Genomic DNA, 15,444 nt, shown 5'->3' on the forward strand with positions numbered 1-15,444 from the left:
CTTAATCCCTTTATGCCCTCGGGTGCTCCTTATCAAGGAGGGGAAATCTGAGAACCATCACTATCTTTCTCCCCTCAATAAGGAGAGGTTCAGGAAAGGGAAGGGAAGGTTTTCCAAAACAAAAAACAGAAATATTCATGCAACTCTTCAACAACATCAGCAAAGCAAAATTCATCTCCCGGCCCAACCGCTTCATCATCATCTGCGACCTTAACGGCAAGGAGACAAAAACCTACCTCCCTAATCCCGGCAGACTCTGGGAACTTCTCTTCCCCGGCGTTACTCTCTATATCGAAAGGAGTAACAACGAGGAGAGAAAGATCCCCTGGACGGTAGTCGCCGTGGAAAGCAGAGGAAGGCCTGTCATGCTTCATACTCATAAGACAAATGATGCGGCAAGGCACCTCCTGGAAAGGGGACTCGTGCCGGGTCTGGAAGATGCTGAGATAGTAAGAAGTGAAGTCAAGTACGGCAATAGCCGATTTGATTTTCTCCTTAAAAGAGGTGATGAAGACATTTACCTTGAAGTAAAGTCCTGTACCCTCTTCAGTGAAAGGGTCGCCATGTTTCCCGATGCCATTACCGAGAGAGGAAAGAGGCATGTAGAGGAACTTGTCCACCTTTCCTCAGGCAAGACGCGTTGTGTCGTCCTGTTCGTAATAAGCTCACCCCATGTAGAGGTTTTCAGCCCTGAATACCATACGGACCTCAACTTTGCCTTAACACTTATCAAGGCTAAAGACAAGATCGATATTATCCCACTATCCATCGGCTGGCGGGATGATCTTTCCCTCCATAATAAAGTCAGACAGGTATCCATTCCCTGGGAGAAAATAGAAAGAGAGGCTTCTGACAGAGGAGCTTATCTCTTCATGATGAAACTTGATAAAGATGTTTCAATAGAAACGGGGAGCCTCGGTCATATCCAATATAAGAAAGGCTTTTATATTTACGTCGGTTCAGCCATGAAAAACCTGACAAAACGAATCGAGCGCCACAAAAGGCTCAGGAAAAACATGCACTGGCATATAGATTACCTGAGACAACATGCCCATTTCCATGCTGCCCTCCCCCTTCGTACGGCTAATAGAATAGAGTGTCAACTAGCCAACTCTCTTAAGGAGCTTGTCCACTGGCAGGTTCCCTCTTTTGGTTCAACGGACTGCAACTGCGGATCACATCTCTTCGGAATGAATGAAGACCCCCTGCGTTCACTTGTTTTTCATGATTTTCTTCAACAATACAGAATGGAAAGATTGATCGATCTCCCTTAATAAATCCATCCTAATTCAGACAAGCTTATCCTGTTGCAAATACAACATCACTGTTTGAAATAAAAAAAATAAAATAATATCTTACGCCTGCCATACCAAGAGGCAAGACATGATATTTCCTTTATATTCTTATACTTAGACAAGCTAAAAAACTTTGGCACACCCTTTGCTATTGCCTCCTGTAGCGATGGAATTATTATTCCATCCTCCTATTCCGTCCCCAATAAAGTTTGGGGACTTTTTTTTGATTTTTAAATATTTTCTTGGAGGTAGTTAATGAAGATCTACAAAGCTCTGCAAAAACTAATGCAGGGGGCAGAAAGGGCCCTTGCCATTTCTATAATTTTATTACTCGTAGTTGCCGGGAACTTGCAGGCAGCCACTGCGGAACTTCACCCGGCCATTCCACTCTATGATGAAGATGGTGCTCATGTTCTGGATAGCGCAAAACCCTACAGTCCGAGAAAGAGCTGCGGCAATGGCGATGGAGGAGGATGCCATGACTATGAAGCAATTACTCACGCCTATCACTTCGAAATGGGTCGTGATGAGGCAAGCGATGACTACGGTAAAAAGAGGGGACTTCCACACTTCGTATCTCCCGGCTATTTTGGCGGTTACAACTGCATGGGCGGTAGCAACCAGGATGTACTGGCAAAAAAAGACAACGCCAGCGTTGGCGACTTTGCCGATAAAGGTTCTGCCGGTTGGATACAGCGCTGTAACGGCTGCCATATGGGCGGTGGATGGATGGAGAAAGACAGGAATGGAACAAGATACGATGAGAAAGATCCGGAATCTGTTACTTACCTTGACGGTGACTACTTCAACAGGGGAACGACGACGAACAACACAATGGCCTCCATCGATACTATCTCACAGTGGAACTGGAAAAAGAGTGGCGTCGTAGAAGGCGATTGTATGCGCTGCCACGGTGACTTTTCCAATCTTAAAGATGGCATGGCTGCATCTGCTCTTGCAGGTGCATACAGAAGTGGATTAAGAGGTCATGACCTTGCCTCGGCAGGATATTTCAGGTACATGGGTACGGCCATCTTTGGATTCCTGAACATGCAACCTGCTTCAGTGGAGATTCCCGATTCAAGCGCCGTCCTTTTTAACCGGGATGATTCAGGGCATCTTGTATTAGGTGAAGACGGACAGCCTGTTCTCACATGGAATGCCTCTGTATTTGATGAAAACAGGCAATTAACAATCCCCATGCTTCGTTTCCCGGAAAATGATAACTGTATGGCTTGTCATCTCACAAGCAACTCGAGACGTGGTTTCTATGGTTTCGGTGATTCAGCCTTTATCGATTACAGCAGCGACGGCACCATGATAGAAGACTACCAGGACGACATCCATAAAGGAAAAAACTGGACCGAAAATGGCGTAACCAGGCTCATAGACAACTGCAGTTCCTGTCACGGAAGACATTACTTCAGATCCAATGAAGCAAATACGGACCTTGACGCCGACCACAACTTTCTTAAGGGTAATGGCGATATGGACGTGAGAAACGACCTTGACTATAACCCCAATGCAAAGTCCTGTGAATACTGTCACGACCGAGCGGCCAATCGCCCCACTTACGGCGGTTACTCATCAATGCAGTCTGTTCATCTCGATATATGGCGTTTCAACGGGGATATGTCAGGCTACCCGACAGACACCCTTGACAGGATAACAAAGACCCACCTCGATGTTGTCTCCTGCCAGGCATGTCATATTACTGACAAAATATCCAGGGGCAGAGCTATTCAGATCATGTATCGTTACAGGAGAGGTGAAGACGGCCTTTTAAAGATCTCCCCCTATAATCCCAGAATCCGTTACTACTGGAAAGACAAGAACAGCGGTCGTATCCTCGTTCAGACCGAGAGAAATGCCGTCTTTGTCCAGAGTAAAGATGAAAGTGGTAATACCATCGGTATTATCACCGACCCCATGACCGGCACCGAATACGGTACCGTAACAGCCAGGATATCTCACGGTTCTCTCAGGTTCGGTGATCCTGGCGATTATGCCGGATTTGTAGGATTGAAGAAGGCCTACGACAGTCTGCTCAAGCTTAAGGGTGTTACAAATCCCGATACGGCTCTGGTATGGACGGAATCCAACCAGTACGTCATATCTCACAATACAAGGCCCGGTGTATCTTCAGTACAGTGTTCAGAGTGTCATCCATACAAAGGTGATGGAACTACCATTAGCGCCCTCATATCTACTGATGGATTGCTTGGCGCGGGAAATGTTAAGACCGTAACCCAACTCGTTGACAAGCGACTCGTTGATGAAGGAATTGTGCTCTTTGATCTTCCCTATATGAAGGTCGATGAAGCAGGTAAGGTTACGGAAAATGTCTCCGATGTTCTCTATGCGTCAAAGATAAATCCCTCTATGACCCGTTTCAATGCTGAAATAGCTACGGCTGCTGAACTGGAAGCAAGGGAAATAGGAGATGCCGAGGCATTTGGAACAAGCGGTATATATAACATGGATGAAGTCTCTGCCTTAAAAGCGAGCTACCTGACAGTGACTGACGTATTCCTTTTCAAGCCTAACTACGGTGATGAGGCAGTCAGAAAAATAGCCATTATTGCCGAACAGTTCAACGATGGTGGCCTGAGTGATTTCATTTTTTCATCAGCCCGCATGGAGATTGCCATTTCAGATGAGACAATCAGCAATTCTGCTTCAGATGCCGGTTTCGGAGGTCTTCTTGCAGAGGTATACTCCATAGACCTTCTTAACAGCCAGGGCGATGATATCACCACCTTTAATAATGAATATATAGTTATTAAGCTTCCCTATAGAGGCACAAATACAAATAAGGAAGAAGTCAAAATTCTCACATCTGCCGATGGGTCAACATGGTCAGCTATCGATAGTTCACAGATAGTCGCCATTCAACCTGCAAGCGAACTGGATGGCCCGGGCTATGTCCTCTTTGCAACTAACCATCTGAGCTACTATACGGTGGCCGATAGTACCGTTGAAGCGGCATCGGGAGCCAGTACCCTGTCCGGTGGAAGCAGCAGTGGTGGAAAGGGCTTCTGTTTTATCGCAACGGCAGCCTATGGTTCCTATGAAGAGGGCCATGTTCAGGTTCTTCGCGATTTCCGTGACCAGATCCTCCTTACCAATGCACCGGGTACGGCTTTTGTAGACTTCTACTACAAGCACAGCCCACCCATGGCGGACTGGATTGCAAAACATGAAACCATGAGATCTATCGTAAGGGTTTTGCTCTGGCCACTCTTTGCCGTGGCATACTTTCTCGTGAAAATGAACATGGTGCAGCAGCTTGTGTTCACACTGCTTTTCCTGTCTGCAGCGTCGGCAGGTTTATCTTTGTACAGGAAAAAAGCGGGCCTTTACTGATAAGGTAATGTGAACTTAAAAGAGGCAGGAAGCTTTCCTGCCTCTTTTTTATTGGAGGGGAAGGTAGGTTACTTTTCATAACCCCACAGCAGATCTCCCCTCCCCTGGTGGGAGGGGACTAAGGGGAGGGGGAAGAACTGTTTTTACTACTCAAAATACCATATATTTTTCACCCCCACCCTAACCCTCTACCCTCAAGGGGCATCAAGACCCCATCAAGGGGGAGGGAAATATTGGGATTTAAGGATAAACCTTAACAAATTTCATATACCAAATAGTTACAAACAGGAAAAACTCTCATGGATAACAAAAAGAGAATTACAGAAAAGACAAATAAAGTGGCCCCCTGGCTGGCCGGCAGCGGAATAGCCTCCGGTACTGCACTTCTCTCCGTTGCCTGTACAGTCCCAAAAACAGGCATCTGCTCCACCTGCGGCAGCTGTTTCGTTGCCCTTTTTTCCCTGGGAGGCTGGGCGGTCATGAAAAACAAAAAGGGTGATTCAATATATTCGAGGGATAACAGATCAAATCCGTGACAGGAACAATATCAAATCATGTTCTTGCCCTTATTGCTTTTATCTTCCTCCTTTTACCCTTCCCTCTTTATGGCGGAGTTGAAGGAAGACTGGAGGCCCTCATCGAGGCAGACAACAGGTACAACAAGGACCTCACCTATATTGAAGGATGGGGAGACCTTCTTATTAAAAAAAGGGAGCAGGCAAGTACTTATGGCCTGACCTTCAGCAGCACCTATCGTGAAGAAGAATGGCATGGTGAAATATACCAGTTCTATGGTGAAAGAGAATTAAAGGAGTTATCACTCCTCATAAAAGGAGGACGCTTTGAAAGGTCGGACCAGAGCGGCTACTACGCTATAGATGGAGTTTATCTTAAAAAAGGTACCGGCGCACTTTCATTTTCTTTCTATGGAGGTAAGCTCTTACGGGTTGAATCTGATAAGCAGCTGAGTGCCGGTTCTACAGGCGGTATGGAGCTTACTTTCAGGGGAGATAAGGCGGCCAAGGCCTCTCCTTTTTTTATTAATCTCTTTGTTGAAATGGGATATCAGCAGATATACGATGAAGATAAGTTGTCTAGATTAACCTGGGGCCTTGCCAAAGCATCCGCTGCTGAGATGAAAGAGACAGGCTTTTGGGAGTTTCAAACGGGCGGCGATTTCATCATGGAAGATGGAACGATCGAAACAATGAGTACGGCCTTTGGCATAAAGCTTCTGGAAAAAAGCTTTGTCCGGATTGCTTACAACATCTATGAACCGGGCGATAAAGATTTTTCCCTGAGGGACCGTTTTTACAGACTCTACGCAAAGGGGAAAGAAGAAGTCATCAGTGGTGAGCTTTTTTACTTTCCAATGAAAAGACTCGACCTTTATGTCACAGGAAAAGAAGTTAATCACCATATGGGACAAAAGGGTTACGGAACAAGAGCGGGAGCGATGCTGAGAACAAAGAAAGGTATCGATCTCAATCTGGAGGCGGACTACCTCTATCTGGATAAAGAAAAGGCACATACCATCTTTCTTTCTTCAAAAAGCTCAATTGACGCTAAAACAAAAATGAAGCTCACGGCCATATACCAGATTCTAGATAAACGAACAACCGGTGAAAACAAGGGCTACGGTATGGATATAGCCATAGACAGGATGATTGATAGCGACCTCTTTTTCTCACTCTACGGTATGAACATTATCAATAGTGATTACGATGATGAGTACAGGATTGGAACGAGGCTAAGCCTCACATTCAGTGAGGACAAACTATGAAAGCATTCATTTTTCTGATCTTATTAATTTTACCTGCCCTGCCCTCCCTTGCCGCAGATAAAAGCGAAGAAAAGCGATGGTGGGAAAAGCGGGAGGGAATGGAAGATCTCTATTTCCCCCATAATGAACACTTTAAAGCAATGAAGGATGAAGATCCCTGCATGTCCTGTCATATATTTACAAAAAATAGCGTAACAGACCTTAAAAAGCTGGAAGCGCTTACCATCATAGCCAATGAACCTCTGGAGGTCATATGCCACGAATGCCATGTAGACTCATTAAAAGCGCCTTCGGAATGCACTCTTTGCCACAAAAAGCCGGACACCATATGGCCCGAAGACCATCGCTACAACTACATAGAAAACCACGGCAATGACTCCGCTATCGATGAGACGGCATGTAAGAAATGCCATATGAGCAATGCCTTCTGCACTGACTGCCACTTCAGGAGAGACAGCGGCAAAAGCAGAGTCCATAACCCTGCCTATATGGGAAGTCACGGCATAGAGGCAAGGACATCTCCAGGCAAGTGCGGCAAATGCCATAAGGGCCGATACTGCGATAATTGTCACAGGAGTATACGGTGATATGATGAAAAATGAGCTTATCAAGATAGCTTACTTCATATTCATACTGTCTTTTTTTTCAGCCTGCGGCGACCTGGATAATAGCGACTATGCATCCATTGAATCGGGAAACCTTATCCTTACCGAAAAACATGGCGGCAATGGTTCAGCCTGGGGATTTTCAAGTTGCCGGAGCTGCCACCTGCTTGATGTGATTCATGAAAGCAATAATCTCATTAAAAACATGGTTAATGCAAAAGGATACAATACCTGTACCGGCTGCCACGGGACAAACGGGACGGATACAAAGAGGGAATGCATCATCTGCCATAACACCTTAGATATGCCCAATGCTCCCTACATGAAGGGCAGCTTTTCCCACAATTTCATCAAGGGAAGCTCAAATGCTATAAGTGATGAAAATTGTATCGTCTGCCATGAGGCATCGGATATGAACGGCAACTTTGATTTCAACAGGGATCTTAGCATCTACCCTGATGCAAGCGGTTTTAACAGGCCTTACACAAAGGAGTATGACTTCTGCATCCGCTGCCACAACCGCGACCAGCAGCAGCCGGGCTATGAAATGACGGGCTCCTCTTACGACGATCCACTTATTGCTATTGAAGACGACTATACCCTTATCGATTCTCACGGAGAGATAAATAGCGTCGGTTCTGGAACCTATGCAGGACTGAGGACCGGTTATAACTACAGCACCGTTGTTGATTGCAGTGACTGCCACTCCCTGCATGGCACAAAAAATGACCTGCTCATTATCGACAGTTCGCAGGCCGGGGCAAAGTATCTTCCTGAAGCTTTAAGGGATACCCCTTACTCTGCCAATGTAACGGGAGGCAATTATTCACAGCTCTGCGTCCTTTGTCACAGCATGGATACGATACTTGATTCTGGTGACGTCGATACGGGGAACGGCCTTGCAGGTGTCCATGATGTCGGTGTCGACTGCAGGCCCTGCCATACCCATGGGGAGGCGGTGCAGTCGGGCTTGTAGAGTTGGTATTACTTTGAAAAAAATGCTTCCCCTCCCCTGGTGGGAGGGGATTGAGGGGAGGGGGAATAGTAGGCAGTTGCAATTTCTAAATGTCTTCACCCTCACCCTAGCCCTCTCCCATCAAGGGAGAGGGGAAGTTTAGGAATTAATTGGACACTGATTTATTTATGATTTTGAAAGATTCAACAATGATAAATGAAAAACCAAAGAAACTACTATTCACCTTCTGTGCCTCCCTGTCTCTGTGGTTAATCACTTCAGTTAACTCTCATGCCATCGACATGGAAAAACTGGGTGAACTGCACCTCCACCCCTATGACATTGAAGCGCCAAAATCTATGAAAGTAGCCAAAGAGTTTGTCTTAAGAGAGAAAAGACTGATCACCTGCAAGACATGTCATGGGATAAAGGGAATAATGGATATGAACTATGACGACATCGATAAGAAAGACAATCTTTTCCTTATAGGTGGCCCCTATTCCAAACTGAATGACTTCTGCTACCGATGTCATGAGAAAGAAGACTACGAGCGGCCAAATATTCATAAAATGATCGATAAAGAAGGGAAACTTATAAAAGACAACTGTACCTTTTGTCATAGGTCAAGGCCGGACCCTGAAAAGGTCAAGAGTATGGATGAAGTTCAATTCCGTCTTCCTGTTGAAAAGCTCTGCCTCGGCTGTCATTTGAAAACTCCACACATGAATGCCCTCAATCATCTCAAAAAGCCATCGGAAGAGATGAAAAAATTCATGACTAAATCAGAAAAAAAGAAAAACATCATACTTCCTTTATCTGAAGCCGGAGAGATAAGCTGCATCACCTGTCACTCACCGCATGAAAAAAGCGTTGTCAGTAAAGACAAACCTGCCGGAACACAGGTGGAAGATCATGATGTTGCAGAGGGGATTGAATATGTTGAAACAGAGTGGGGAAAGGTCTTTGCTGAAGACAAGAAAAAACGACTGGAAAAGTATTCAAAAAAAGAGGGAAAAGAGTTTTCTCTGGAATATGAAAAGGTAACCAAGGAAGTACTGCTCAGGCTGCCTGCAAAGGACGGCACATTATGCCTGGCATGCCATACATTTGAAAGGTAGGAACTATCTATAGTCTCCCCTCCCTTGGTGGGAGGGGATTAAGGGGAGGGGGAGAAACTACTTGAACTAGTCGAAACTTTGGGATTTTTCACCCCCACCCTAGCCCTCCCCCATCAAGGGGGAGGGAAATATTGTCTTCAAGATGACTAGAAATTTACAAAGGTAAAATCACATGAATATACTGGAACGACTCATAAGAATCCATAACTGGCAGAAGGTGCGATATTCAACGATCATCCTATCCTGTGCCCTCTTCTTTGCTCCCTTCCTTATTATCCCCGGACTCTTCAACAGTAACGACTTTTGCGGGACGCTCTGCATAAGGCGTTTTTATCTCTACTTCCCCGGCATGGGCCTCGATGACCTGACGATACAGCTGAAAGTCTCCATTGCCGGCGTCTTCCTCCTTCTGGCCATACTCATCGTTACCTTCTTTTTTGGGCGTTTGTGGTGCTCCTTCATCTGCCCTGTGGGAGGCTTTCCTGAACTTGTGAGCCGCAGCCTAAACAACAGGATAAAGATCGAATACCGCGCACTACCCCAGGTAGCCATAAGGTATGGCTACTTCGGTTTTTACCTCGTCATGATGCCCATGATCGGCATAAGCGCCTGCACCCTTTGCAACTTCATGACCATACCGAGAATCTTTGATGCTATCGGCGGTGGACAGATGGGTATGAACTATATTCTCTCATCCATCGGTATTGCCAATGTAGCCCTTGTTGCACTTCTCGGCTTTTTTGCCAGCAAGGGACGGGCTTTTTGCGCATTCCTCTGTCCTGTGGGGGCCATAGACGGTATCGTCAACAGGATAGGCGCAGCATTTAAGTTTACACGGCACATCAGGGTGGAAAGAGACCGCTGTACCGGCTGCATGGCCTGTGCACAGGCCTGTATGACAGGCGCCATTGAAATGGATGATAAAATAGCCCTTGTAGACCAGCTTTCCTGCATGTCCTGCCATGAGTGTGTAGACGTCTGCCACCACGGCGCCATCGAGTATCTCTCTATCCCGCCCGATACGAGAAGGCACAGAAGAAAAAGGGATGAGGTGCTCCCACCTCTTCCTGAGTGGACGGCCCTCTATAATCCCGGAGAGGGTCAGGGTCTGGCAGGCATTAGATGGCAGAGGATCATTATGGTCTCCGTGCTGGCAATGTCTCTCATTTTCATTATCGCTACCTGGGCAGGCGCCGCGCCAAGAAAGATCGATCCCGACGGATGCCTCAGCTGTCATGCCATTAAAGGCCTCGACTATATAGACAAGCAGGGAATCTTAAGAACGGCAACCATCGACGAATCACACTATTATGCCTCACTGCATGGTTCCGTCCCCTGTAAGGACTGCCACAGAAAAATAGAAAAATACCCCCACAAAGTTAAAAATGGTGAAGTTGACTGTGCCGCAACATGTCACGTGAAGGAACCCTCCAAAGGAGACAAGTATTCCCACAAAAAAGTAAGTGAAGAATACAAGGGCTCCGTTCATAAAGAGGGATGGTCAAAAGGACTCACCGGCGGAAACCGTTTGAAAGAAGAAAAAGAGACCCAATCCCCCTCATGCAGGGGCTGTCACAGCAACAGCCTCTATATTGAGGAAGAAAATATGGCCAGGTTCAAGGAGCTCTTTGTCAACTGTGACAGGGAGTGCGGCAGATGCCACCAGGGCGTTGCCTGGCGCGGGCAGTTCGGCGGACATATTTTCAGGCGCTTTATGGGCGGCAGGTGGGACAAAGAGAATGGAAACAAGCTCTGCAACGACTGTCACGGTGATATAGAAAAAATGACTAAAGCTAAGATTACTGATTGGAAAAGCGGTAAAAAGAAGAAGTCTGAAGCGCCTTTTATCCTGGCCACTAAAAGCTACAATATGACGCTCCACGCCAAGATGGTTATGATGAAAGACGAAATGGGGGCTTCCTGCATTGATTGTCACTCACCTGACGGTTTCAAGCATAATGTTCGGCAAGGTTCTGATTTAAAAGCATCAACTCATAAGGACAATCTTGCCGCTACCTGCGGACAGGACAAATGCCACAGCTATGCCACATCACCCCTTAACGAAGGTTTTGTGAGGACAGCCATGCATTCACTGGATCTGCCCCCGGCAGATAAAGAAATTGCACCCATCGATTCAAGGCGACTCAGCTCAAACTGGTTCAGGATAGCGGCAGTACTTGTACCCCTTGCCCTGCTCACCCTACTCCTGAATTTTGGCTGGTCAACGGTGATTAAAAAGAAAGGAAAGCAATGGCCCATTCTCGGTGGAGACAGTTTTCAGATAAAAATGCTAAAACGGACGCCTAAGGGCAAGAAGAAGGCCGGGAGCGACAAGGGAAAAAAGCTCAGCAGCCTTATTTTCCTGCTATTCCTCCTCACACCGGCCATAACAAAGGCTGACAATCTCTACCTTGACATGTTTGACAGGGCTCAAGTTAAGCAGAGTGATGCTGACAAACTTAAAGAGAAGCTTAAAAAACATAAAAAGGTTGAACCTGTTACCCTGACGCTAAAGCCTTACCACAAGAGACGGTCATTTTCTAATGATGACCCGAAGACACTCTGCTCTTCATGCCACGGCAACCTTCCTCATAAAAAAGAGGTAAAGACCAGGACATTCCTTAACATGCATTCAGACTTCATTACCTGTGACGGCTGTCACTTCACCCCCAAAGGAGTGGAAGTAAAAAAGAGGTGGATCGATATGGAGAGCGGATACATGTCCGGTATTTCTTATAAAGAAACAACAAGGAGTGGTAATAAGAAAATCGCCTCTTTTATCAAGGGTAAGCCACAGACACTCCTGGAGGATCATCCCTTCGCCATGGAGACTGCAAAGAATCTTAAAACACTCTCTATTGATGATAAAGCCAGCCTGATCCTCAAATTGCATAGCCCACTTTCAAAAAAGAAACTGGGGTGCAGCACATGCCACAGCAAGGACCAGAAGTTTCTTGAACTGGAAGACCTGGGCTATGACGATGCGAAAAGAAAGAAAATTGAGCAGAGCAGCATTGCAAAGTTTGTGGAGAGGCTTAAAAAGAATGGGCCGATAAATCTGAAGGTGCTGGGGAGGTAGCGGTTGATAAGTTAAAGCTGTTTCATACTCGATAGGCTCATCATAACCCCTCCCAGCCTCCCCTTGGATTGTAAAAAAATTTGGATCGTCTTTACGAGGAGCACAGCGACGCGGCAATCTCGCATTACTAGGTTTGAGATCGCGTCACTTCGTTCGCGAAGACAGGATTTGTCTTTGCGAGGAGCACAGCGACGCGGCAATCTTGCATTACTAGGTTTGAGCTCGCGTCACTTCGTTCGCGAAGACAGGATTTGTCTTTGCGAGGAGCGCAGCGACACGGCAATCTCGCATTACTAGGTTTGAGATCGCGTCACTTCGTTCGCGAAGACAGGATTTGTCTTTGCGAGGAGTGAAACGACAAGGAGAGTTATGGCTGGCCCCTTTGGAAAAAAGTATCAGAATTATATTTAAATTTAACGCAACCCATTTCAAATATATGTCGTTATTTTCAAAAACATTATATACGTTCCTCTTCCTCTCCCTCCTATGGCCATCTGCATCTATAGCTGCACCCTTTGTTGCAGAGCCACTCCTGTCAATAAAAGGGAACTTCAACCAACCTAGTGACATCGCCATCTCTGAAGAAGGCAAAATCTATGTATTGGACGGAGTCAAGGGAAGAATAAAAGTATTCAGTAACAAGGGAAAACAACTGACAACGATCAAGGGAGAGAAAAGCTTTAAGCTCCCCATGGCTATGGCCATTGAAGGTAAATACCTCTACCTTGCCGACACCCTTAACCACCGCATAGCTATATTTAATACTAATGGTTCCCACATTAAAAACATCGTTCTCACTTCAGATCATGACAGCCCTACCCCACCGGAACCGACAGGTATAGCGGTGAGCAAAGGAGACATTTTCTGGAGCGACAGGGCAAATCACAGAATATGCATTACCGAGATTGCCAGCGGTAAGAGAATCAAATGTTTCGGCAAAAAAGGCGAAGGTGAGGAGGAATTCCACTTTCCCTTCATGCTCGCCTTCGACAAGGATGATTACCTTCATGTAGTCGATGTATTAAATGGAAGAATAAAATATTTTAATGCCCGTGGTAACTATTTTGGTGATATTTCCTCATTTGGGACAAGTGAGGGTACTCTTTACAGGCCAAACGGTATCTCTATAGAGGACGATAATATTTTCATCTCTGATGCCTATTCAGGAAAGATATCGGTCTTTAAGGGAGGCCTTTTTTCGGGATACATCAAGGACAAATCAGGTAAAGCCCTCATTTTCAATACCCCTGTCGGCATCAAAATTCAAGGTAACAGGCTTTACGTCGCTCAAATGGGCAGCAACAGCATCGAAGTATTAAGTATATCAGAGAGTCACAAATCCTCCCATAGCGTTAACAGCTCAGGCAGTACAGCTTCTGGAAGAGACTGCATTACCTGCCACCTTTCCTGGTCACCGGATTATGAAGCGGAAGAAGACAAAGGCGGCGAACTCCCCGTTGCTTCTTCCCCTATGTGCTACAGCTGCCATCACGGTGCCGTTATAGAGTCGAGGCCATCCATCGGCACAGGACACCAGCACCCGTCAGGTGAGAAGAGAATGAAACCCAATAAGAAAACTGAAAGGAAAGACAATGTTCCCGACCATTATCCACTCATAGCTGATAAACAGCTCTACTGCGGAAGTTGCCACACGCCCCATGAAATTGGACGTGAAGATGAAGGGTACCTGGGAAAGACGAAAAACCGGTGGATAAGAGGGGGTGAAAAAGGAACGGGTGACTGCCTCCCCTGTCACAAGTCAAAAGAAGATAAAGTAGGGGTAAAGAATCGCCTATTTAAAGGAGTCAACCATCCTGCAGGTATTATCCTTAAAAAACCTCCCCAGGGAGCCGATGAAAAGCTGTATGCATCAACCAAAGCTCTGCAAAAAGGGCTCCCCAAAATACTTAAAGATCATGGTGCAAAAATAGATTCCAGAAAACGAATAAGCTGCAATAGTTGCCACAGAGCCCACGGAACAGAAGAAAAGAAACTTGTCCTCATGAAAAACAGCAAGGGTGAACTTTGCGCTGCCTGTCATGAAAGGCTCTACAATACAACATGGAAAGAAGCAAGAAAAAAAGGGGTTCACCCTGTAACCCTCGATCTCGAAAAACCTCTTAAACTTGGGGATATAGAGATTAAATCCATCCGTTGCAATACCTGCCATTCAGTCCATAATGGGAAAAAGGATTCTCCCCTTATTTCAAGGAAGATTCAAAATGACCTTCCCTGCATCGATTGTCATGAAAGGGTTTATGCAAAAAATAAAGAGGAAGCAAGCAAAAAGGGAGTTCATCCCGTAAAACTGAAGTTTAAAAAGGCAATCACCATAGGGAAAAGAGAAATTAAAGAGATGGACTGCCTCACCTGTCATTCAGTCCATGACGGCAAGGAAGGTACTCCTGCCCTTATAGAGGAATACAAAAACGGAGAGCTATGCCTTAATTGCCATGAAAGGATGAAGGATATGCCGGGCATGGACCATGATCTTCGTATTACCGCCAAAGAGAGCAAAAATGGCCTCAAGGAGACACCCCTGGAGGCTGGCCTTTGCGGAAGCTGTCACTCCATGCATCGCGGCAAAAGGGAAGCATCCTTTCTCTACTCAGGCAGACTCGGTATCTATAGCAGTACTTTAAAAGTTACCAACAAGGATATTCTCTGCTTTGAGTGCCATACAGACAAAGGCAATGCCGGGAAGAAAGTAATCAAGGAATTCGATCACCCCTACAAAGATATTGTCCTTCGCTCAAAAACCACCATTTTGCCACTCTTTGATAAAAATGATGAAAAAAGCGAATTCGGTGAAATAAGATGCGTCACCTGCCATAATCCCCATAGCTGGTCTCCCGGTAAAAAGAAACAAGTAGTCTATGGCCCTCCCGGAAATAATATCGAGGGAGACGTTCTCAACAGCTTTTTGAGGCGTAAAGGAGCAAAAGGAACTTTTTGCGTAGAATGTCATGGTCTGGAAACAAGGATTAAATATAAGTATTACCATGACAAGCTGGGAAGAGACGCCGGAATTGACTACTTAAAGTAAAGCCTCAAGAGCAAATCACTGCTGCATATCAAACAACAACGTTTTATTTCAAGCACATCTTTTAAACGCAAGACTGACAGCCATCAAGGTAACTACCTGTTTTATCGGTAATTTTCAGTCCGTAACTTTTTGGCACGGCAATTGTATTAAGGAAGCGGTTTAATAAAACAACTTACAAATTTTACTACCAAGGAGAA

At 45.8% G+C, this 15,444-nt stretch carries 9 protein-coding genes; all 9 read left to right on the forward strand.

Going from position 1 to position 15,444, the window contains the following annotated elements:
• Positions 1–137 precede the first annotated feature (137 nt).
• The 9 genes from sfsA (at position 138) to OEV42_02215 (ending at position 15,247) form a co-directional block, all read left to right on the forward strand.
• Positions 138–1,274 carry a DNA/RNA nuclease SfsA gene (gene sfsA / locus OEV42_02175; GenBank protein MDH3973062.1) on the forward strand — a complete coding sequence of 379 codons (1,137 nt, stop codon included), beginning with the start codon at positions 138–140 and terminating at the stop codon, positions 1,272–1,274.
• 276 nt (positions 1,275–1,550) lie between these two features.
• Positions 1,551–4,661, forward strand: a complete 3,111-nt coding sequence (locus OEV42_02180) for a cytochrome C (protein MDH3973063.1) — start codon at positions 1,551–1,553, stop codon at positions 4,659–4,661.
• A 299-nt stretch (positions 4,662–4,960) separates the two neighbouring features.
• The gene (locus OEV42_02185; GenBank protein MDH3973064.1) at positions 4,961–5,197 is read left to right on the forward strand and encodes a hypothetical protein; all 237 of its coding nucleotides are present in this window, start codon (positions 4,961–4,963) and stop codon (positions 5,195–5,197) included.
• Positions 5,194–6,444, forward strand: coding sequence for a hypothetical protein (locus OEV42_02190; protein MDH3973065.1), 1,251 nt, complete (start codon positions 5,194–5,196; stop codon positions 6,442–6,444). Before OEV42_02185 ends, OEV42_02190 begins: the two co-directional genes overlap by 4 nt.
• A complete protein-coding gene (locus OEV42_02195; protein MDH3973066.1) occupies positions 6,441–7,031 on the forward strand; it encodes a hypothetical protein in 591 nt (196 codons plus the stop codon). The genes OEV42_02190 and OEV42_02195 overlap by 4 nt, the downstream gene beginning before the upstream one ends.
• Position 7,032: 1 nt before the next feature.
• The gene (locus tag OEV42_02200) at positions 7,033–8,025 is read left to right on the forward strand and encodes a hypothetical protein (protein ID MDH3973067.1); all 993 of its coding nucleotides are present in this window, start codon (positions 7,033–7,035) and stop codon (positions 8,023–8,025) included.
• Between the two features lie 167 nt (positions 8,026–8,192).
• Positions 8,193–9,122 carry a hypothetical protein gene (locus tag OEV42_02205; protein MDH3973068.1) on the forward strand — a complete coding sequence of 310 codons (930 nt, stop codon included), beginning with the start codon at positions 8,193–8,195 and terminating at the stop codon, positions 9,120–9,122.
• Between the two features lie 172 nt (positions 9,123–9,294).
• Positions 9,295–12,201, forward strand: coding sequence for a 4Fe-4S binding protein (locus OEV42_02210; GenBank protein ID MDH3973069.1), 2,907 nt, complete (start codon positions 9,295–9,297; stop codon positions 12,199–12,201).
• 436 nt (positions 12,202–12,637) lie between these two features.
• Positions 12,638–15,247 (forward strand): cytochrome c3 family protein, encoded by a 2,610-nt coding sequence (locus tag OEV42_02215; GenBank protein MDH3973070.1) that lies wholly within the window; start codon positions 12,638–12,640, stop codon positions 15,245–15,247.
• The last annotated feature ends 197 nt before the right edge of the window (positions 15,248–15,444 follow it).

It is taken from the genome of Deltaproteobacteria bacterium (genome assembly GCA_029860075.1).
GTDB lineage: Bacteria > Desulfobacterota > JADFVX01 > JADFVX01 > JADFVX01 > JAOUBX01.

Bases quoted from the DNA above. Each gene is read 5' to 3' on its own strand.
- OEV42_02185 (MDH3973064.1), top strand. From the start codon at position 4,961: ATGGATAACAAAAAGAGAATTACAGAAAAGACAAATAAAGTGGCCCCC.
- sfsA (MDH3973062.1), top strand. From the start codon at position 138: ATGCAACTCTTCAACAACATCAGCAAAGCAAAATTCATCTCCCGGCCC.
- OEV42_02205 (MDH3973068.1), top strand. From the start codon at position 8,193: ATGATTTTGAAAGATTCAACAATGATAAATGAAAAACCAAAGAAACTA.
- OEV42_02180 (MDH3973063.1), top strand. From the start codon at position 1,551: ATGAAGATCTACAAAGCTCTGCAAAAACTAATGCAGGGGGCAGAAAGG.
- OEV42_02195 (MDH3973066.1), top strand. From the start codon at position 6,441: ATGAAAGCATTCATTTTTCTGATCTTATTAATTTTACCTGCCCTGCCC.
- OEV42_02215 (MDH3973070.1), top strand. From the start codon at position 12,638: ATGTCGTTATTTTCAAAAACATTATATACGTTCCTCTTCCTCTCCCTC.
- OEV42_02210 (MDH3973069.1), top strand. From the start codon at position 9,295: ATGAATATACTGGAACGACTCATAAGAATCCATAACTGGCAGAAGGTG.
- OEV42_02200 (MDH3973067.1), top strand. From the start codon at position 7,033: ATGATGAAAAATGAGCTTATCAAGATAGCTTACTTCATATTCATACTG.